This window comes from Acinetobacter sp. MF4640 (assembly GCF_002018895.1).
Classification (GTDB): domain Bacteria; phylum Pseudomonadota; class Gammaproteobacteria; order Pseudomonadales; family Moraxellaceae; genus Acinetobacter; species Acinetobacter johnsonii.
Window position 1 is genome coordinate 64,436 of sequence record NZ_MVOM01000002.1, and the last position, 21,151, is coordinate 85,586.

Here is a 21,151-nt window from a genome sequence, read left to right on the forward strand (position 1 = left end):
TTCATCGGAAAATAAATATTATCGGACAGTTGGTTTTGCATTTGTGCTGAGTTTCAGCATAATCAATTATGAAATAGAGTGCTTTGGTTGACGCAAATAAAAATTATAGTGCGCACAGTAGAATGCCAAGTAAAGGATACAGTACATAAAGATGCGGAGCATCGAATAATAAGGATGGTCGAGATGACGAATCGTATATATCCCGCAGGATTGAAAAAATCCTGTTTAGCTAGTCTTGTCGGACTCATGCTTGCGCAGTCTACATTTGCCCTTGAGTCACTTTCCGATGAATATCTAGCGGATACTACGGGTGAAGGCATTGCGTTACTTCCTGAAAACTTCAAGATGGTGTTTCAAGGGGCTAATGATCTCTCCACGGCTTCTAGTTATAACCGTGGCGTGGCCAATCCACAACAATACGACACGGGCTTTATTCGTATTATTCCTGTGGGTGAGAACTACTCCAAATATACCAATGCCGATGATCTGACCACGAAACGAACCAAAGCGGACATCTTTATTTATGGTTTAGCACTTTCACGGTCTGATAATAATGCCAATAGTCGTTTTAGTAATCAGGGCTTCACATGGGGAAGCGATGTTAACCCTTGGTTATTTCGCGCTGGCACAGCCACGGGGATTAAACAGTTTCATCAATCGAATGCAAGTTCAGATGTGAGCTTTCTAGGGCTAGAAGCGCCTTTAGCAACGGTTGTAGCGAGTGACGCAGATAATAATATTAAATTAGGTCTATGGTGGGATGCTTTTTCACGAAGTTGGAACTCCCAAAATAAAGTGGACCCTATCACTGGTGCACCGACAACAACCAATGCGGCTGCGGATCCTGATTTAAGTTTAAACCAAAGAATACGTTTACAGGCAGTTGCCAACGGATTGAGTTTAAATGGCTCACAGGTTCGTATGTTTCAAACGCAAGCATCTACCCTAGACCAGCAAAATAAAACGTTTGGGATGGCCGCTTTACTTCGGATCAATACCAATGATGATCCATCTGGATTGGTCTATGCCAACGATGACGCAAATAAAGCGCTATTGAATGCTAAAGTCCTTCGACTGAGCACAGCTGCGACCAACGACGGTACGGCAGTCACACCTGCACTAGATCGTTCATTGGCTCCAATTTTTGATGCCAGCGAGGGACTTTATTTATACAGCCCAAATATTAACTTGGTCTTGGGTAATATGTATCAGCCTTTTGTTGTAGGTTCAGAAGGACGCAATATTATTCTTGAAGTCACGCGTATTCCGAATGTGCCTGAGATTTATAAGCAGATTTATACCTACTACCCAGATGTACAGGGTGGAAACAATGCTGACTATAAAGGATCAACTTGTAATGTGGCCTATTGCGGTTCGAATATTGTTCAAACTGGGACAGGAAGTACTGCGATTCAGTACCAAGGGAATAACGCAACACATAGCAGTATTTCGATTGGTAGCGTGACACGAGATCCAACCACCAATACGCTCAAAGCCAATACAGCCAATAATTCTACGGGAGTGGTATTTCGTGGGACTGGAACAGCAGTTCCTGTGAATCTGGGTTCGGTTGCTATAGATGGTGTGTTGATTCAACACTTAAAAATTAAGACCACAGGCCTATAGGACAGTGACATGATGAAAAAGTTATGTGTAACCCTGTTGATGTCGGGATCTATGTTGTCTCAAGCGGGTTTGGTGGATTTGGATAATACGGAACTGGTTGGTGTGACTGGACAGGGCGGCGCAGATTTGAGCTTAACGCTATCGATCAACCACCAATATGCCAATGATATGAGTTTAAATACGATCTCTAGGACCAATGGTGTAGATGCAAATGGGCGGGCTATTGTCACTGAAGCCTATTATCAAATGCGCGCAAATCAAGATTGCGCTTTATTAGAACTGTGTCGTATCGCCATTTCCCCAAATAATCATAAGGAAAATGGGCAACGAAAATGGCTGGTGTTTAAGCAGTTCCAAGGCACCATACAAATTGATAAATTTTCGCTGGAAGGTACCACAATTCTGAATAAAGAAGGTAAGCCAAAAACTGCGATGTTGTTAAAGTTTTTCGATGATAAACCCCTTAAAATTCGTAACTTAGGTTTTGCCAGCCTTTCAGTAGAAAGTGGTGAAAATGGATATTTCAATACCTCAACGTATAACAGTTATGGTACGAGTAAAACTGTACCCACTTTTGATAAAGGTCAGGAACAAGGCTTTATGGGCTTAAATGTCCATGGCAACTTACATCTAGATGGAAATCTAAAAATCTTTAGCTATAACTGCTCGGGCACTGCGGGTAGCCGCTGTTAGACACATAGTTTCAAAAGGATATTGAGATGCATAAAATAATAAAACTAAACCTTCTGACACTGTGTATCTGTGCAGCGAATCAAAGTTATGCATTACAAGCTTTGAATGATCAGATTTTAAGTGATGTAACGGGTCAAGATGGTATTTCAATTACCCATGAAGCTTCAAAAGTTGACATTAAACAGTTGAATTGGGGCGATCCTGCGGAAGTCGGTAAAACACCGGTTAAACTGGGTTTACATAATATTGAAGTGAAAACGGCGACAGGTTATAACAACATTAAAACCAAACTCGATTTTGATGTGGGCACAACACAATTAGCCAATGGTACGCAAGGGGTTGGTATTCAGCTCTCTGCCAGTGTGTCACCTTTTACCGCAACGGCTGCCCAAATCATGCTGATGTGTTCACCAAATTGTGCAACGGGTGAAACGGATCAAAATTTAGGAAGTTTTAAGCTTTCAACTATTTCACCTTTTGAAGTGTATTTGGCAACGACGAATGGGCTGTTCAACCGCGACTCAAAGGTGCATTTAGATTTTAAATTGCAGAATGCGAGCATTAGCTATGGACAAAATAATCAAGATTTAACATTAAAAGATTTCAATTTCAATTTATCTGCTGATGGATACCTCTATATCGATGAAACGGAAGGTGTAGTTCTCACCTCAAAGGGTAGTGTTGGCGATAATATTGTTGTTTTAGGTCGAGTGGAAGATAAGACAGATGTACATGACAGCCGTGTAGGCAATGCCACAAATCCGGGGTTAAACGTCGATTTACGTTATGGCTCAGCAAACTCGACTCACCGGAACTTAATTCGGATAGGGGCATCGGGTGCATTAACCAATGGCAAGATCGCGTTAAATGCTGACCAGACTGGTGTTGCTAAGTTTAATACGGTCAACCGTGTTAACGGTAATGTTCAAGAAAATGAGGTGGTTGCATCTGCAGGTTATGGTTTTAAGAATGCTGGCGGCTTACATTTAAATGTATCGGCTGACTTTACCCGTGCAGGGAATAGTTTGCTTGGTGCTAGCACACCAACAACGTTTGAATTAGGACACACTGGTACAGGCAGTTACGCCATCGAGTTTTCAAATTTATCACCGCTCAATGTACGTACTTCCACTGACCCCAATTCAGCAATAAACAGTCAAAATGCCTATATTGATTTTGGCCAGATTTATATCAATAACATTCGCACTAACTCAATGGGTTTTGTGGTCAATGACCAAATTAAGACGATATTGGGTGCACAAAACTATGAGCTGATTTATAACCCATCACCAACGGGCAATGCTTCAAATATGGCTTTTATTGCTGTACGTGGGCTCGATTTTCAAGCCATTGCACGCAAAGCCCGCTTTATTTCAGATAATTCGATTGCAGTAAACAATACTAACGAAGGGACATGGGGCTTAGGTATTCCGATTTATAACCTGAATGCCAATGCTGCATTTTTTGCCAAGAAATACACCAATACCGCTGGAACGGTGAAGGATGGCTTGGGCTATGATATCGCGGTATCAACCGATGGTTATGGTGAAGATAGTCAAGGCAACCCGAAAACAACGTCTATTATCGTCATTGATGGTGCGATGAGTAAGCATGGCGAAGAAGTTAACTACTATACAGGCTTACGTAATATTGACTCATACTTTAAAGCCAATGGTGTGATTGGTTTTAATGAAAATGAAATCTATATCAAAGCCGATAGTTTATTGTTTGCTGCCAATGCGGAAATCGCAATCGGGCAGCTTCCGGGTGCACTATATAACTGTCCAGCAGGGGTGAATAGTTGTGCCAAAGAAGTCGTGCCGATTAATAACTTTGCCAAAAAAGATGATGTTCTCGCATCAATTGCTTTTATGTTAGATGGTAAAGGCGAACTCTTTATTATTCCAGGGCTTGAGGCCGTAGGCGGGACACCACAAAGCAATTATTTGTCATTTAAATCCAATTTTGAGTTTAATACACTGAGTAGCACAGACCTGAGTAATGAAAGTAAAAAAGGCAGTTTTATTAGTTTAAGTAATACCGATAGTAATGGAACAGCAACAAAAACCTCAAGTTTTAACTTAAACAAAATGCAAGGTCACTTGGGTTTGAATGGAAAAATTCATATGCAAAAGGACTCAGTGGTCATAGATAATCAAGTGCAATTTAACCATAAGGCATTAGCAGGGGGACAAGGGACTGCCTTTAGAACGGAGGTTGCATTGTCTCCAACAGGTACCATGCAGAAGGTTGCAGATATTGCCATTACGGGTGGGGCTATGCGTAGCACATTAGGGATTACGCCGCGCTAAAAAGGATGACAAGGAATAAATAAAATGAATAAGTCTTTAATTTCAATTCTAATCACAGCGACATTAGGCTTGAGTCAAAGTTATGCGATGACCGCTTTAAATGATGAGGAGTTGTCAGAAGTTGAAGGTCAGTCTTTGATGAACCTAGAGTTCCAGCAGGGGACAAATACAACCGATGCACAAGGGAAAACATATAACCAATCAAACATTGGTTTTTATAAGTTAGCTCTTAGTGCCGAATTGGAGTTGAATGCCAATATTAAAAAGCTTCAGTTGGGATGTGGTGGCGACAACAATTCCATTCGAGCCAACAGTTGTGATATTGATATCGATCATATTTCTTTAAGTGGACTACCTGATGATGCGAACTACACATCGGATCAGCGTGCAGCAACTTCGGCATTAATCACAAATCCATTTATTCAGTTTGCGATTAAAAATCCGACTTCAGCTGCAACACGTGAGGTGTTAGGCTTTCGTGTGAGTGCTGAAAAGATTAAAGGTTTAATGACCCTTGGTACAGAGAATACTTCTACGCCAAACGGCATTAATACCTTTAGTGGTTATATGAAAACTAAAACAGCTTCAGGTACTGCTGTAACAGAAGCTCGTACTATGACGTATGCGGATACGGGTTTACAAATTAAAGGGAAGGTTACAGGAACAATTTTATTTATTCCGACAACATTGGATTACACATCCGATAATTATAATTTAACCCTGAGTTCAACCACAGCACCTTTTACTATCAATTCGACAATTGTGTCAGGAACTCGAATGAAAGATGTAACTTTAAAAGGAAGCGGTACTGTTGGACAAATCAATTTCTCAGGTCCTCTTACTGCAACAGTACTCGGCGGCGTGCCTCTGAATAAGCAGGTAACAGGGAATATCACGGGATTAAAAACCGATATCACTGTGAATCAGAGTTTAGGTTTAATACATGCGCTGTATTTAAACAACCCTGCATCACTATCCTTGCAATCACAAGATATCTTATGGACAGGGGCTGCAGTTGGTGCGAATAAAGGATGGTGGCTAGCGATGGAGGATGAAGTTGAGCTAGGCAGCTTAAGCCCAACCACTAAAGTAGCAATTACCAATGAAGTCTTAAAACAAACCATTGCGGGCATTAATAAAGATTTAACTGAGCATCCACGGCCATGTGGAGATTTACTTTTTCAGTGTGCTTTGGGGAGTGACTTAGCAGTTGGTAATGTTCCAATGAATTCTACAACTTTAGATTTCCCACTGACTAATTTAAGCTTACAAGGGCAAAACTTTCGATCGAACTGCTACGGTGGATTAAAGTTCTGTTAAATATATAACGTCATAAAAAAATCCCGCGATATACGCGGGATTTTTTATTCTAAAATGAATTATTTTGCAATTTTCGCTAACAACTCGTCTTTAGAAATGTTTACAGATTCAGCATCGCGACGGCCTTTATATTCAAAAGTACCTGCATCCAAGCCTTTCTCACCAATCACAATACGGTGAGGAATACCTGTAAGCTCTAGGTCAGAGAATTTCACGCCTGGACGTTCGTTACGATCATCCAGCAATACATCATAACCTGCTGTCGTAAGTTCAGCGTACAGTGCTTCAGCTGCTTCTAAAGAACGTGGAGACTTATGTGCATTCATCGGCACAATGGCAACTTCAAATGGTGCAATTGCCGCAGGCCAAATAATGCCTTTTTCGTCAAAGTTTTGCTCAATTGCAGATGCAACTACACGTGTTACACCAATACCGTAACAACCCATGGTTACCGTAAATGGTTTGCCATCTTCACCTAGAACTTTACAGCCCAAAGCTTCTGAGTACTTTTGACCGAGTTGGAAAATATGACCCACTTCGATACCGCGTTTAATTTGCAGCGTACCTTTACCGTCTGGAGACGGATCACCCTCAACCACATTACGTAAGTCATAAACTTCGGTGAACTGTGCATCACGTTCCCAGTTTAGACCAGTCACGTGTTTATCAACCTCATTTGCACCAGCAACAAAGTCAGACAGTACTGATGCAGCACGGTCGACAATGACCGTTAAGCCTTTTTCTACCAAGCCCTGTGGTCCACAGAAACCAGCGGTTAAACCCAGTGCAGCAAGTTGTTCTTCAGTTGCAAAAGTTAATGGTGATGCAATGCGCGGATGCTTCTCGGCTTTAATTTCATTTAGCTCATGATCGCCACGTAAGAACAATGCCACTACCGGAGTTGCTTCGCCTTCTTCGGCTGCAATACCTTGTACTAACAAGGCTTTTACAGAGTGTGCAGGATCAGATTTTAAGAAGTTTGATACATCTGCAATGGTTTTTTGATTTGGTGTATCGACAACTTCTAAAGCTTTGGTTGGCGCCGCACGTTCACCGACTAAAACGGCCTCAGCCATTTCAATATTTGCCGCATAGTCAGATTCAGTCGAGAAGGCGATATCATCTTCACCACTTGATGCTAACACGTGGAATTCATGTGAGCCTGAACCACCAATTGAACCTGTATCGGCTTGTACTGGACGGAAATCTAAACCTAAACGGCTAAAGATTTTACAGTACGCGCCATACATGATGTCATAGGTTTCTTGCAGTGATTCTTGGTTTGCGTGGAAAGAATAAGCATCTTTCATAATAAATTCACGTGAACGCATTACACCAAAACGTGGACGAATTTCATCACGGAATTTGGTTTGTACTTGATAGAAGTTTGCAGGCAATTGTTTATAGCTTTTGAGTTCATTGCGCGCAAGATCGGTAATAACTTCTTCGTGTGTAGGACCAAGTACGAAAGGGTTGCCATGGCGGTCTTTGAAACGAAGCAGTTCAGGGCCATATTGGACGTATCGACCAGATTCTTCCCATAAAGACGCTGGCTGAGTTACGGGCATCAGGACTTCGAGTGAACCCGCATTGTTCATTTCTTCATGAACGATCGCTGCAACTTTATTTAATACGCGAACGCCCATCGGCAGCCAAGTATATAAACCTGAAGCCAATTTACGAATCATCCCAGCACGTAGCATTAGTTGATGTGAAATCACTTCTGCGTCATTTGGGGTTTCTCTTAACGTTGCAAATAAAAAGCGACTCGCGCGCATGGAAACTGTCCTAAAATTTTAAACTTTGAAAGTCAAAGATTATACGATAAAAAATGAGGAGGCATGTCGACACCGCCTCAGAAAAATGTTGATTATTATGACATGGTTTTACGTACTTGACGCAGCATAAAGTTCTTAAAGTCATCTAAATAGGTGAAGATCACAGGAACCACCACCAAGGTCAGCAGTGTCGATGTAATGACACCGCCGATCACTGCATGTGCCATAGGTGCGCTTTGTTCCCCCCCTTCACCTAGCCCTAAAGCCAGAGGCACCATGCCCATCACCATGGCACTTGTGGTCATCAGAATAGGGCGTAGACGTGTTTTACCCGCATCAATAATCGCTTGATAACGATCAACGCCGTGATCCATGGCTTTTTTAATGAAATCGATCAATAGAATCGCATTCTTCGTCACCAACCCCATCAGCATAATAATGCCGATAATGGAAAATAAATTCATGGTGGAATTAAATAAGAAGAGCGCTAAAAACACCCCAATCAATGATAGTGGTAGGGAAGCCATAATCGCCGCAGGGTGAATAAAACTATTAAACTGAGAACCTAGCACAATATAAATAAACACAATGGATAAGGTGATTGCGGTCATGGCATAACCTGCGGATTCAGCCATGTCTTTGTTTGAACCTTGCGTGTCAAAACTATAACCTGCTGGAAGGTCAAAGTTGTCTTCAATTTTTTTAATATCTACACCAATATCGCCTGCAGGACGACCTGCTGTGTTGGCTTCGACTAAGACTTCCCTTGCTAGATCGCGACGATTAATCTGCGATGCCCCCAGACTTTCTTCTAAATGTGCAACACTAGAAAGGGGAATCAATAAAGCTTGACCATTGGCATCCATTTTTTGCGATGTGAGGTAAAGGTTTTGTACATCACTAGGTAAGCTACGCGCATTTTCAGTTAGGCGCAGGTTAACGTCATAAGTTTCGCCTTTGTTGTCTTGCCATGTGGTGACATCATCCCCTGCAATCAGTGGGCGAATGACATTGGCAATTTGGTTGACCGATAGCCCCAAATCGCTGGCTAAGACCCGATTAATATGCACGCCTAAAGTCGGTTTAGGGGCTTTAAGTGAGCTTTCTAAGTCGACAATGCCTTTGACTTGCGCAATTTCAGCCATAAAGCGGTCTGATATCTTCTGGAGTTCGGCTAAGTCAGGACCTTTGATGGAAATCATTACGGGCTTTTGTCCGCCCGATACCGTTTCATCTGCCGAGGCAATTGAGGTCACAGTAATGCCACCTACTTGTTGTAGGCGTTGGCGGAACTCATTGTTTAAGTCGGTTAAGCTTTTCTTACGCTCTGTGCGTGGCGTAACGGTTACGCGAATACTGACATGGTTTTTACCACGATCCGTAACGCCATTAATCACCGCATAAGTTGCTCGAACGTCAGGGTGCTGCTGAATAATTTTATCGACTTGCAGCAGTTTAGCTTGTGAATATTCCAAAGAGGCGTCGACAGGTGTTTCGAACTTAATCCGAATCTCACCTTTATCTGGAACAGGGACAAACTCTGTTCCAATCAGTTTAGATAAGCCTAATGCACCGAACAGTGAAGCCACAGCAATCATGAGGGTGATGAGTCGGAAGCGCAGAGCAAGCTTGAGTAATTTCTCATAGCCATGGCTGAGATTATCTAGTTTGCCAGAAATCCAATTGAAAAAACGTTTGATTCGATTTGGTGGCTTATGTGGATTATGCTGTTCAGCCCAATGCGCAGATAGCATTGGATCTAAAGTAAAGCTGACAAACATGGAGATCAGCACAGCAGTACTGACGGTTACGCCAAACTGATAGAAAAATCGACCAATAATACCGCCCATAAATGCCACAGGTAAGAACACCGCAACAATGGTTAAGGTAGTGGCTAAAACAGCGAGTCCAATTTCTTTAGTCCCATCAAGGGCTGCTGTGACAGGGTCTTTGCCCATGTCTGCATGTCGCACAATATTTTCACGTACCACAATCGCATCATCAATCAGTAGACCAATGCTGAGTGATAGTGCCAGTAAGGTCATCATATTGATGCTAAAGCCAAAGATCCAAATAAACGTCAGAGTGCCAAGGAGGGCAATCGGCAGGGTCATTCCTGTAATGGCTGTGGAACGGAATGAGCCTAAAAACAGCAGGACAATCAAAACGGCAAGAGCTGCACCTTCAATAATGGTACGTGCAACATCGGTGATGCTGTTACGAATGCCTTTGGATGAATCTACCACGACTTTTGCTGTGGTGCCTTCAGGTAACTGTTTTTGAATATCTGCTAAGGTCTCATAAGCACCATCGACCACGTCAATCACATTTGAATCGGAACTGCGTAAAATATCAATCGCAACCGCGGTTTTACCATCTAAATAGGCACTTGACTCAAGTTCGGCTTGGCTGTCTGAAATGCTTGCAACTTGGCGCAAATAAATCGGTACACCATTTTTATTGGCAATCACCAAATCGCCGAAGGCTAAAGGATGAATCACTTTAGACTTAATTTCGACCACAAGTTCACTGTTACCATGTTTCAGCGTTCCACCCGGAACCTCGACATTTTCAGCTTTTAGCGTGTTGATGATCTGGTCAATACCAATCCCAAAACTTTGTAATTTTTCAGGTTCAATCTGTATGCGAATTTGTCGCTTGGCATCACCCAACAAGTTGACTGTCCCGACACCAGAAACGGTTCTAAACTGTGGAACGATGCGCTGATCCAAATAAGAACTGAGCTCTTTTAGTGACATGTTTTGTGATTCAAATACAATTGACATCACGGCATTGGCAGAAGGATCGTAACGTTCAACGATCGGGTCTTGAATTTCGTCTCGAAATTTTGCGGTGACCGGTGCAATTTTATCGCGGACATCTTGCGCGGCTATAGCAGAAGAAACATCGAGATCAAATTCACCAATAATGGTCGATAAGCCTTCGCTAGACTGAGAAATGACCTGTTTTAAACCTGAAATGGTATTGATTTGGTCTTCCATTTTCTTGGTGATTTCAGACTCAACCGTTTCAGGCGATGCCCCTGGATAGGTGGTATAAACCACCACGAAGGGGAAATCGACATCAGGGAACTCGTCAACCCCCATTCTTTGCCAAGAGGCTAAGCCTAAAACCATCAGACAGAACATCATCATGATGGTAAAAACAGGATATTTCACACTAATACGGGTTAACCACATAGCAACAACCTTTTCTTATTTTATGGATTGATTGTCACCATTTGATGCAAATCTTTTTCATTAAACTTTATACGACTGATGCGGTCGCCAGTTTGTAGTCCCTGAACCACAGCACTGTTGTTGCTATAGCGTTGTTCCAATACTTTTATGTGAATACGTTCAATTTTATTGTGGCGAATCACCCAAACATAAGGCGAATTTTGTATATCATGAATGGTATCAAGCGGGATAATTTGGCCTGTTATGGACTGTGAACCAAGTATATTCCCCTCCACAAAGGTACCGATACTCAATGAATTAATACTTTCAATTGGCTGAGCAAAAAACTCAATTTGACGGTTTGCGGGGTCTGCAATCGGAGAAATACGAGTAAGCTTGGCTGTCAGTTTTTGAGGATTGCCTTGCAACCGATATTCAATTTTTTCTCCCAAACTTAAAGCAGCTTGTAGATCACTTGGAATTTTGGCCTGTATTTCTAAATGACTCGGATCAATGATTTCAAATAGGGTTTGTCCCGCGGATACCGTTTGTCCAGGTTCCACCTGACGTTGAGTAATAACCCCTGAAATCGGGCTTACAATAGTGCCATCGCGATCCGCTTTTTCTGCAATATCAACATTGGCTTGTTGCGCACGAACATTTTCTAATTGAGCTTGATAGTCCACAAGGCTTTGTTCATATTCTACTTTAGAAATAAAGCCCTGGTCGAGTAAACGTTTTTTTCTTTGAACCATGCTTTTTGCAAGATTGGCTTGGGCTTGGGTTGATGCAAGATTGGCTTGAGCTTGGGCAAGACGCGCAGCATTATCTTGATTGTTCAATCGAACCAGCACTTGCCCTTTTTGAACGGCTTGTCCAACTTGAGCGGAGACTGCGGTGGCTGTCGCTGTCACTTGAGCCTGAATGGAACTTTGATTGACGGCTCGAATGGTGCCAGTAAAGGCGGTACGTTGGATAGAAGGCCCTTCTTGGAACTGGACTAAGTCTTCTGCGATAAGTTCTATTTTAGCTCCAGATGAAGTAGGGGAGGTGACTTCGTCTTGTTTTTGGCAGGCCGAGAGGAGTAAGCACAAACACAGCGGGCTGAGTTTAAAAATAGGGAGCACTTGTTGGCTTAATTTGGGTTTTATACGTAGTGCAGCCTGCATTGAGTCAAATCCTTTGGTCTAGCGGCGAAAGTCAGCACACTGTAAATAAGACGCAGATTATTCAAGTGTTTTTAAACGAGCAATAATTCTGTCGTATTCAGCCTTGGTATTACGATAGTGACTTTGTAACGATTGTATTTGCTCTTTTTTCATCACAATATTTTTGGAATTATAATCAATCATATCTTGGAGCGGTTTCGGATTGCTTTTGCCTTTACGCATGTTCTCTTTTTCTTGGCGTAAGAATCCAATACGGTCATTCTGTAATTGTTTTAATTCATCTTGCTGAAACTTAATCTGTTTTAAGATATAGGAAAGGGCAGTATTGCGTTTTTGAGTGGCGACTTGGCTGTTGGTATAAGCACGTTTTAATTTAAGATCTGACTCGCGCTGCTTGGCTACTGCTGCACGTTGTGGCGCATATTGCGCATCTTTTTCTGCGTTGTATGGACGTGCCCGTTGAATCACTTGCATGTTGCTATCGAGTGCTTCATAACCATAACGAATATGGTTGGGGGTGACACTGCTACTGACGTTTGCGATGCCTTTACTGTCGTAATATCGATACCAGACCGCTTTAGGTGGATCGGCCATAATCGAGATGGTCTGCAAACTTAGCAAAGCCAGCAAAATGACTTTCGCAGTCATCCTTTTTTTTACGATCAAAGCAAGTTTGTGATTAAACTCCCTAAGCATCGATACCCCCAGTTTAAAGTTGACTAAATTACTTATTTACAAGCAATAAATAGTGCTATATTAGTCCTAAATTTAGGAATAAAAAATATAATCAGTCAAAAAAAAATCGACGGGTATAGGAAAGTGTGAAGTCGTTCTTGAAAAGAAGATGAAGTGTGGTTTTATGCGGAAACTGTTCGTTGAAAATATAAGTAAATATATGTTAAAAGTGTACGTAACTTGTAAAGCGTCTACGAATCTGTTTCTACAAACATTCTAAAAATGGGAAGGGTCATATTAAATGGACGATAAATTCCAGAATCTAAAAGTAATGGTCATTGATGATTCAAAAACCATTCGTCGCACAGCTGAAACATTATTGCAACGCGAAGGTTGTGAAGTGGTGACTGCAGTCGATGGTTTTGACGCATTGTCAAAAATTGCTCAAGCCAATCCTGATATCGTATTTGTCGACATTATGATGCCGCGTCTCGATGGCTATCAAACGTGTGCATTAATCAAAAATTCACAAAATTATCAAAATATTCCTGTCGTAATGCTCTCTAGCAAAGATGGTCTATTTGACCAAGCCAAAGGGCGTGTTGTCGGTTCAGATGAATATTTAACAAAGCCGTTTAGTAAAGATGAATTATTAAATGCGATTCGTAATCACGTTTCAGCATAAATAATATAAGTGTAATTGGGGGAAATTATGGCGCGTATTTTAATTGTGGATGACTCACCTACAGAGACATTCCGCTTTAAAGAAATTTTGGGGAAACACGGTTTTGAAGTGATTGAAGCGTCGAATGGTGCCGATGGTGTAACCATGGCTCAAGCTGAACTTCCTGATCTTGTGTTGATGGATGTGGTGATGCCAGGCGTTAATGGCTTCCAAGCAACCCGTCAAATTGCGCGTGGCGCAACAACAAAACACATTCCCGTAGTGATCGTCAGTACTAAAGATCAGGCTACAGACCGTGTATGGGGTAAGCGTCAAGGTGCATGTGATTATTTAACCAAGCCTGTTGATGAAAACCAACTGATTGATGTGATTAAGCAACACCTGAACGCAGGATAAGCTCTATGGCAGCAAATGGATTTATCGAATTACTTCGACTTGCTAAACGTGGTAATAAAAACTACGTTTCAAACGAAAATGAGGTAAACCGCTGGTCGGGCATTGCTTTTGAGATGATGGGGCAATATTTCGTTGCGCCATTAGGTGAAGTTGCAGAGGTGATTTATCCTCCGAAATATACCTTAGTGCCAAATACTCAGCCTTGGGTTGTGGGTTTGGCCAATATTCGAGGACGTTTACTTTCTGTTGCTGATTTAGCGCACTATGTATCAGGGCATCGCAGTGCGTATTCACCAACTCAAAAAGTACTCTGTATTAGTCATAATGACCACTATGTCGGTTTAGTTGTAGATCAGGTTCTGGGGATTCAGCACTTTAATAAGAAAAGTTTCTTTTCTAAACATGAAGATTTAGATCGGAATTTAAAAGAATATTGCCAAGGGTATTTTCACCAACATAACCAACAATGGCATGTTTTCTTATTCAGTCGCTTATTAGACAATCCAAAGTATATGAACGCATCTATAAAATTTATAAATTAATATCATTGTCGCGCGCGAAATTATAAGGGCGTAAATCGGGGAGAAGCTGCATGGGCTTTAAACTTAAAAAGAAAAATACGGATGGAAGCAGTAACCGCTCAGGTGGAAATGCTTTAGTAGCAAAACTTCAATCACAGACGGAACAGTTTTCACGTGTATTTGGTGATAGTGAAAAGTCCAAGCCATTAATTTTGGGTGCGGCATTTTGTATCGTACTGGCAATTTTCTTACTGTTGTACCTATTCTATAGCGTACCTCGAAATAACGAATTCACCCGTAGCTTGGGTGATTTACGTCTTTTATCACAAACGATTTCGCGTCAGGCAACTGAAGCAACAGCGTCAGGTACCCCTGAAGCCATTAAAAAACTGACAGAATCACAAAAGTCTTTTGCTGAAAATTTAGAAACAGTAAAAGATATTCACCCGAGTACAGACGCATTGCGTGAAGTAGATACGCAGTGGAAAAAAGTTTCTGAAAATATTGATTTAATTGCATCACAACAAAAAATCATTAACCAACTCTACGATACCAACATTGCGATTAGTGAAAGTATTCCGGGGATTCAGGCCGAATATAACTTAATGGTTGACCAAATGGCACGTCAAAATGTGCCAGCCAACCAAGTCGTGATTGCAAAAAACCAAGTATTCATTGCGGAACGTATTTTACGTTCAATTGGTTCGGTATTAACCGGTTCAGACAACTCGCGTGAATCTGCGGATGACTTTAGCTCAGATACAGAAACTTTTGCGTCATACTTAAACGCACAGTTAAATGGCAGTGCGGACTTAGGTGTAGAGCGTATTAATGACCCTGAAATGCGTGACTCTTTAACCAGTATTCAATCTGAATATGATGATGTACTGAAGTCAGCAGCAGCAACGGTCTTAAAGAACTCATCACAAATCGTTAAAGTACGCCAAGCGTCATCATCGATTTTTGAACAATCGGATGCTTTGTTAAGTAATTTGAACAAATTGTCAGGTGGTACAGGTTTAGCAATTGCAATTCCTGCCTTGGGTCTAATTCTAGCCCTGATTGCCTTCTTGTTCTGTGTATTTAAATTACTCGTACTTCGTGGCGAATCAGATAAAAAACGTGTATCTCGTCTACAAGATGAATATGATCGTAACCAAAACGCGATTTTACGTTTACTGGATGAGATTGCCGATCTTGCAGATGGTGACTTACGTTCATATGCAACGGTATCTGAAGACTTCACTGGTGCAATTGCCGACTCGATTAACTTCGCAATTGACCAATTACGAGACCTTGTTTCGCGTATTACCGAAACTTCTCAAGAGGTTGCACAATATACGGCAAGTACGCAGGGGATTACCAACCAGTTAGCCGAAGCATCTGAACATCAGGCGCAAGAAATTGCAGGTGCATCTGCCGCGATTAACGAAATGGCAATGTCAATTGACCAAGTATCTTCAAACGCTGAAGAATCAGCGGTGGTAGCAGAACGTTCAGTAAAAATTGCTGCAAATGGCGCGAACGTTGTAAACCGTTCAATTGAAGGTATGGATATTATTCGTGAGCAGATTCAAGAAACCTCTAAACGTATTAAACGTTTGGGTGAATCTTCGCAAGAGATTGGTAACATCGTTGCCTTGATTAACGATATTGCCGACCAAACGAACATCTTGGCTTTAAACGCAGCGATCCAAGCATCGATGGCAGGTGAAGCAGGTCGTGGTTTCGCCGTGGTTGCGGATGAAGTACAGCGCCTTGCAGAGCGTTCAGCTTCAGCAACCAAGCAGATTGAAACACTGGTAAAAACCATTCAGACCGACACCAACGAAGCTGTAATTTCGATGGAACAAACCACGTCTGAGGTTGTACGTGGTGCGAACTTATCTAAGGATGCGGGTGTTGCACTGGATGAGATTCAAAACGTATCGAGTAATTTGGCGAAATTGATTGCAAACATTTCGGATGCAGCAAAGCTACAATCCGCATCTGCAGGTCATATTGCAACTACGATGAATGTCGTACAAGAAATTACCTCACAAACCACCACTGCGACTTTCGATACAGCCCGTTCAGTCTCTGAACTTGCGAACATGGCGGAAGCGTTACGTGAGTCTGTAACAGACTTTAAACTGCCTGATTAAGCGCTTGCTTTGGGGGAGGTATGCTGCTCATTGTCTGAGTGGCATACCAAAATCAGGATACACATCAACTCAATTAGTTTGCGCAAAAAGACTGGTTTGGGATGATGGTTATAATGAAGTTTATGCACCTTTTTTGGGTAGCTGACAACGCAAGAAGCCTTAGCTATGAAAGAAATATTAAAACATTTAGTTGAAACGACAACGCTTCCGGAAGATAGTTATCTAGATCAAGATGCAGAAATTCTTGAAATTTTTGTTGAAGAAATTGAAGAAATCTTCGTTGACTTAGATCCATTATTTGAAAAGTGGTACGCTGAACCGACCCATCAAGAAACCTTGTTGAGCATACGTCGTCACTTCCATACCTTAAAAGGCTCCGGTCGTATGGTGGGGGCAAAGTCAGCAGGTGAAACAGCATGGGCAGTTGAAGACACCTTAAATCGTGTGATTTCAGGTGCTGTACCGCTTACGGCAACGGTTCAAAAATTTGCTAAGACGGTATTTAAACTGTATCAATTTAAACTGTATCCGACTTTTAAAGCGGTACAGGAAATTGATCTTGACCTTCGTCCATTGGTTTTAATTGGACAACAATTACAACAAAATCAAAGTTTAGAACCTGCTCTAGAAGAGTTGCTACAACTGTCTAATCATCTAAATAGTAATGATGTCGTGACGGGATTAGAGCTGAGCGATATTGAAGTGGCTGAATCTGAGCCACAAGTTGCAGACGTTTCTGAGCAGGATGATCAAGTGCATGATGTCCTTGAAGAAACTTTAGCGATCTTCATTGAAGAAGCGGAAGACCATTTAGCGACTATCGATCAGTTCTTAAATGCAGATGAAACCAAGGTACAAGATTACAATGGTTTAATCCGTGCTTTACATACATTGCGCGGTAGTTCGTCTATGGCGCAAATTGAGCATGTCTTTAATGCCAGCTCAAAAGTCGAAAATCTATTTAAAACCTTGGTACAAGAAGAGATCGTTTCTACCTCGAAGGAAATCTCTTTACTCACCCAATATGCTGAATTTGTACGTGACTATTTACATGTGCTTGGGCGTGGTACGAACGAACAGCTTGATGTAATTTATGCCACGTTTACTACGGCTTGGGATAACTATGGTTTCAGTATAGAAGACGTAGACGATGAACTGAACCCACAAGGTATGGTCTCGAAGCTGATCGAGTTAAATATTGATCTGCTGCTTGATGCCGAGTTTGAGTTTGATCAGCGTGCTAAGGTTGAATATCCTGAATATATTCAGCACTTAGGTGAACAAGCAAAACAATTGCTAGAATTCACCAATAACCGTGCTGCTCAAGGAATTCATGACTTTACTTCTGAGCTATATGCGGGTTATCAAGCCTTACTGGAAAAGCCAGAATTACTCAATGTAGATTATGCATACGAGTTATTTGGTCAGGCACATCAAGAATTTATCCATTTATTTGATACTTTAGCTGCGGGTCAGCGCGTCATTCTGACTGAAGAAGTGCATAAAGTTCTGAATGAATTAATGGCTTTCGTACAGCAAGATGTTGAATCGACTTCGAAGACGGTAACTGAACCTGTTGCTGAGGCTATTGTTTCTGGAAATACTTTACAACCAAGCCTTGATCTTGCACAGATTTCGCAGCAAATTGCATCGGATCATCAGTACAAGCAATCGAATACGGCCAATACCGATTTTGATGATGATTTGCTTGATATCTTCTTGGAAGAAGCTGAAGAATTATTGATGGGGATGGATCAGGATCTCAATACTTGGTCTAAAAATGGCAATGATACCGCGGCACTCAATAATTTAATGCGTTATTTGCACACCTTAAAAGGTGGTGCCAATATGATTTCTGCACCTTTTATTGGTTCGATTGCACACGAATTAGAGTCTATTTATGAACGTGTGATTCGTCAGCAAATTGCCACAACGCCACAGTTGATCAGCATCATACGTTTAGTACAGGATGACGTCGCAGACCGAATTCAGGTCATTCGCACCGAGAAGGTTGATTATCCAGCAACAGCAACCATCAAGGTACTGCATAACATTCAGAGCTTAGTTGAGGGTACGACTGTTACAACTACAGTATCCGAGCCTTTAGTTGAAGCGTTTGTTGCAGCAATTGAAGAGGCTCAGCCTCCAGTTCAAGAACCTTTATCTAATGTAGATAGAATAATTGAAGTTGAAACAGAAACAGCTGCTGTTGAGTCGGCAACTACGATTGAAGCGTCGAGTGTAGTTGAAAACACTGATGTTACGGTAGTTGAACAGCTGGATACTCCGTCACTTGTCCAAGAAGAAGCAGCCAGTCTTTTATCAATTGTTGAAGAAACCTTCTTGGAAGAAGCTGAAGAAATTTTAGCGACTACGGATGGCTTACTGAAACAGTGGACTGAACAACGTAGTGACCGTAGTGTGTTACTACAATTGCAACGTGCTGCGCACAGCTTAAAAGGCGGCGCGCGTATGGCGGAGAATGAACCCGTTGGTGCGATTGCTTATGAACTAGAAACCACATTTGAGCAATTTGCTGTACATAATTTCAGTTCAAACGTGTATGACCCATTATTGCAAACTGCATTTGAATGGTTAAAACAAGCCATCTTCAAACGTGATTTCAGTAATTATGATGGTTTGAAAAATAGCTTAGCATCTATTGATTATGTGGATGTGATTGCGCAATTACCGACGCGTGTAACTCAAATTGATTTACTCAATGCGGTACCAAGTTTTGAGTTTGTGCAGGGTGATGGTACGGAGCCGCCAGCAATGCTGGGTGAGTGGAAAGAAACGACTCACTTGGATGGCGGTAATGAGATGATCCGTATCTCAGCTGATTTGGTTGAAAAAATGATCGACCTATCAGGTGAAAATGCAATTAACCGTTCACGTATTGAAATGGATTTAGGTCAACTCGGCAATACGTTGAACGAGATGGAGCTTGCAATTAAGCGTTTGGCAGATCAGTTACGTCGAATGGAAGGCGAGCTTGAGAGTCAAATTATTGCGAAGCATGGTTCTGAAAACTCGCGCTACGCAGACTTTGACCCCTTGGAAATGGACCAATATTCATCGCTGAATCAATTGTCTAAATCCTTAGCCGAATCAGCTTCGGATTTGGTCGACTTTAAGAGCACTTTGGCTGAGAAAATTCGTGATGCGGAAGGCTTGTTATTACAACAATCCCGTATTCAAGCAGAGATTCAAGAAAGCTTAATGCGGACACGTTTGGTACCGTTCTCCCGTATGTTGCCGCGTTTGCAGCGTATTGTGCGTCAGACTGCATCAACCTTGAACCGTCCAACGGAACTGGTCGTCCATAACACAGAAGGTGAATTAGACCGTACGATTCTTGAACGTTTGGTTACGCCGTTTGAGCATATGCTACGTAACGCAATCGACCACGGTATTGAAGATGCGGAACAACGTAGTGCTGCGAAAAAATCAGCGACAGGCCAAATTGAACTGAACATTAGTCGTCAAGGTACGGATGTTATCGTCAGCTTTAAAGATGATGGTAAGGGTATTGATGAAAGCACGATTAAAGCGAAAGCGCTAAATTTAGGTTTAATTAAAACCGATCAAGTGCTAGATAAACAGGAAATCTTGCAGTTTATTTTCCATCCGGGTTTTAGTACGGCCAAAGAAGTGACGCAAATTTCTGGACGTGGTGTCGGTCTTGATGTGGTGCAAAGTGAAATTAAAGCACTGGGCGGACATGTCACGGTTGAATCGGAAATTGGATTCGGTACGACCTTCATTATTCGCGTACCGACTACGGTAGCGGTGAGTGATGCCTTGATGGTGAAAGCCGGTGATCAACAATATGCGATTCCATTGGCGCAGATTGATCGTATTGTGCGTATTGCTCCAACAGCACTGGATCACTATTTCCACAGCAAAGATGACCAATTCAAAATTGATGGTGTGAGTTATAAACTGCGCTATTTATCTGAGTTTTTATCCAATCAGCCGATTCCGCGTTTGAGTAATATTGGACATTCATTGCCAGTGTTGTTAATTAAAGGCAACAGTGGACAAACCATTGCATTGTTGGTTGATCAGCTGATTGGTTCACGTGCGCAAATTGTAGTGAAGCCGGTTGGACAACAGTTTGCCAGCATTGGTGCAATTGCGGGTGCAACGATTTTGGGTGATGGCCATGTGTGTTTGATTTTAGATGGGCAGAACATTGCACGTCAGATTTTAAGTACCAAGCGTGTGACGCATGCCGCCGATCACCGTGATTTTGGTCGCCATCAGGATACGCGTCGTTTAGTGATGATTGTGGATGACTCGGTCACGGTTCGTAAGGTCACATCGCGCTTATTAGAGCGCCAAGGCTTTGATATTGTGACTGCAAAAGATGGTGTCGATGCGATGGAGCAGCTGGAGAGTGTTAAACCAGACTTGATGTTGCTGGATATTGAAATGCCACGTATGGATGGTTTTGAAGTAACGAACTTGGTTCGTCACCACGAAATTCACCAGAACTTGCCGATTATTATGATTACATCGCGTACGGGTGAAAAACACCGTGAACGTGCTTTCAGCTTGGGCGTGACACACTACATGGGCAAACCATTCCAAGAGGCAGAATTACTTGCCAACATTCAGCAGTTATTGGCTGAAAAGCAGGGGTAAATA

Annotated in this window: 13 protein-coding genes; 9 read left to right on the plus strand and 4 right to left on the minus strand. The window is 42.0% G+C overall.

Features of this window, described 5'->3' with window-relative positions; all coding sequences use genetic code 11:
* Nucleotides 1–183: 183 nt before the first annotated feature.
* The 4 genes from MF4640_RS01080 to MF4640_RS01095 are packed head-to-tail and all read left to right on the plus strand — an operon-like array spanning nucleotide 184 to nucleotide 5,951.
* Nucleotides 184–1,626 (plus strand): hypothetical protein, encoded by a 1,443-nt coding sequence (locus tag MF4640_RS01080; RefSeq protein WP_078388401.1) that lies wholly within the window; start codon nucleotides 184–186, stop codon nucleotides 1,624–1,626.
* A 9-nt stretch (nucleotides 1,627–1,635) separates the two neighbouring features.
* Nucleotides 1,636–2,319, plus strand: a complete 684-nt coding sequence (locus tag MF4640_RS01085; protein ID WP_078388402.1) for a hypothetical protein — start codon at nucleotides 1,636–1,638, stop codon at nucleotides 2,317–2,319.
* Between the two features lie 26 nt (nucleotides 2,320–2,345).
* On the plus strand, nucleotides 2,346–4,631 hold the full coding sequence (locus MF4640_RS01090; protein ID WP_078388404.1) for a DUF6160 family protein: 2,286 nt from the start codon (nucleotides 2,346–2,348) through the stop codon (nucleotides 4,629–4,631).
* Between the two features lie 24 nt (nucleotides 4,632–4,655).
* Nucleotides 4,656–5,951, plus strand: coding sequence for a hypothetical protein (locus MF4640_RS01095; protein ID WP_004981169.1), 1,296 nt, complete (start codon nucleotides 4,656–4,658; stop codon nucleotides 5,949–5,951).
* Nucleotides 5,952–6,010: 59 nt separating this feature from the next.
* On the opposite strand, the gene MF4640_RS01100 is transcribed toward MF4640_RS01095, so the two are convergent.
* The 4 genes from MF4640_RS01100 to MF4640_RS01115 all read right to left on the minus strand — a co-directional run bounded on the left by MF4640_RS01100 (nucleotide 6,011) and on the right by MF4640_RS01115 (nucleotide 12,773).
* A complete protein-coding gene (locus MF4640_RS01100) occupies nucleotides 6,011–7,729 on the minus strand; it encodes a proline--tRNA ligase (RefSeq protein WP_078388405.1) in 1,719 nt (572 codons plus the stop codon).
* A 95-nt stretch (nucleotides 7,730–7,824) separates the two neighbouring features.
* A complete protein-coding gene (locus tag MF4640_RS01105) occupies nucleotides 7,825–10,929 on the minus strand; it encodes an efflux RND transporter permease subunit (RefSeq protein WP_078388406.1) in 3,105 nt (1,034 codons plus the stop codon).
* 20 nt (nucleotides 10,930–10,949) lie between these two features.
* Nucleotides 10,950–12,077: an efflux RND transporter periplasmic adaptor subunit gene (locus MF4640_RS01110; protein WP_078388407.1), complete on the minus strand. Its 1,128-nt coding sequence runs from the start codon at nucleotides 12,075–12,077 to the stop codon at nucleotides 10,950–10,952.
* A gap of 57 nt (nucleotides 12,078–12,134) precedes the next feature.
* Complete coding sequence (locus MF4640_RS01115) at nucleotides 12,135–12,773, minus strand: hypothetical protein (protein WP_078388409.1); 639 nt, start codon at nucleotides 12,771–12,773, stop codon at nucleotides 12,135–12,137.
* Between the two features lie 280 nt (nucleotides 12,774–13,053).
* On the opposite strand from MF4640_RS01115, the gene pilG reads away from it, so the two are divergent.
* The 5 genes from pilG (at nucleotide 13,054) to MF4640_RS01140 (ending at nucleotide 21,148) form a co-directional block, all read left to right on the plus strand.
* Nucleotides 13,054–13,437 carry a twitching motility response regulator PilG gene (pilG, locus tag MF4640_RS01120; protein WP_004694493.1) on the plus strand — a complete coding sequence of 128 codons (384 nt, stop codon included), beginning with the start codon at nucleotides 13,054–13,056 and terminating at the stop codon, nucleotides 13,435–13,437.
* Nucleotides 13,438–13,464: 27 nt separating this feature from the next.
* Nucleotides 13,465–13,833, plus strand: a complete 369-nt coding sequence (locus MF4640_RS01125; RefSeq protein WP_004694491.1) for a response regulator — start codon at nucleotides 13,465–13,467, stop codon at nucleotides 13,831–13,833.
* 5 nt (nucleotides 13,834–13,838) lie between these two features.
* The gene (locus MF4640_RS01130) at nucleotides 13,839–14,375 is read left to right on the plus strand and encodes a chemotaxis protein CheW (RefSeq protein ID WP_004694490.1); all 537 of its coding nucleotides are present in this window, start codon (nucleotides 13,839–13,841) and stop codon (nucleotides 14,373–14,375) included.
* 50 nt (nucleotides 14,376–14,425) lie between these two features.
* Entirely contained in the window at nucleotides 14,426–16,498 is a 2,073-nt protein-coding gene (locus MF4640_RS01135; RefSeq protein WP_078388410.1) for a methyl-accepting chemotaxis protein, read from the plus strand.
* Nucleotides 16,499–16,663: 165 nt separating this feature from the next.
* Nucleotides 16,664–21,148, plus strand: a complete 4,485-nt coding sequence (locus MF4640_RS01140) for an Hpt domain-containing protein (protein WP_078388411.1) — start codon at nucleotides 16,664–16,666, stop codon at nucleotides 21,146–21,148.
* Nucleotides 21,149–21,151: the final 3 nt, after the last annotated feature.

Coding starts and splice junctions, on each gene's coding strand:
- MF4640_RS01080 (WP_078388401.1), top strand. CDS start 184: ATGACGAATCGTATATATCCCGCAGGATTGAAAAAATCCTGTTTAGCT.
- MF4640_RS01085 (WP_078388402.1), top strand. CDS start 1,636: ATGATGAAAAAGTTATGTGTAACCCTGTTGATGTCGGGATCTATGTTG.
- MF4640_RS01090 (WP_078388404.1), top strand. CDS start 2,346: ATGCATAAAATAATAAAACTAAACCTTCTGACACTGTGTATCTGTGCA.
- MF4640_RS01095 (WP_004981169.1), top strand. CDS start 4,656: ATGAATAAGTCTTTAATTTCAATTCTAATCACAGCGACATTAGGCTTG.
- MF4640_RS01100 (WP_078388405.1), bottom strand. CDS start 7,729: ATGCGCGCGAGTCGCTTTTTATTTGCAACGTTAAGAGAAACCCCAAAT.
- MF4640_RS01105 (WP_078388406.1), bottom strand. CDS start 10,929: ATGTGGTTAACCCGTATTAGTGTGAAATATCCTGTTTTTACCATCATG.
- MF4640_RS01110 (WP_078388407.1), bottom strand. CDS start 12,077: ATGCAGGCTGCACTACGTATAAAACCCAAATTAAGCCAACAAGTGCTC.
- MF4640_RS01115 (WP_078388409.1), bottom strand. CDS start 12,773: ATGCTTAGGGAGTTTAATCACAAACTTGCTTTGATCGTAAAAAAAAGG.
- pilG (WP_004694493.1), top strand. CDS start 13,054: ATGGACGATAAATTCCAGAATCTAAAAGTAATGGTCATTGATGATTCA.
- MF4640_RS01125 (WP_004694491.1), top strand. CDS start 13,465: ATGGCGCGTATTTTAATTGTGGATGACTCACCTACAGAGACATTCCGC.
- MF4640_RS01130 (WP_004694490.1), top strand. CDS start 13,839: ATGGCAGCAAATGGATTTATCGAATTACTTCGACTTGCTAAACGTGGT.
- MF4640_RS01135 (WP_078388410.1), top strand. CDS start 14,426: ATGGGCTTTAAACTTAAAAAGAAAAATACGGATGGAAGCAGTAACCGC.
- MF4640_RS01140 (WP_078388411.1), top strand. CDS start 16,664: ATGAAAGAAATATTAAAACATTTAGTTGAAACGACAACGCTTCCGGAA.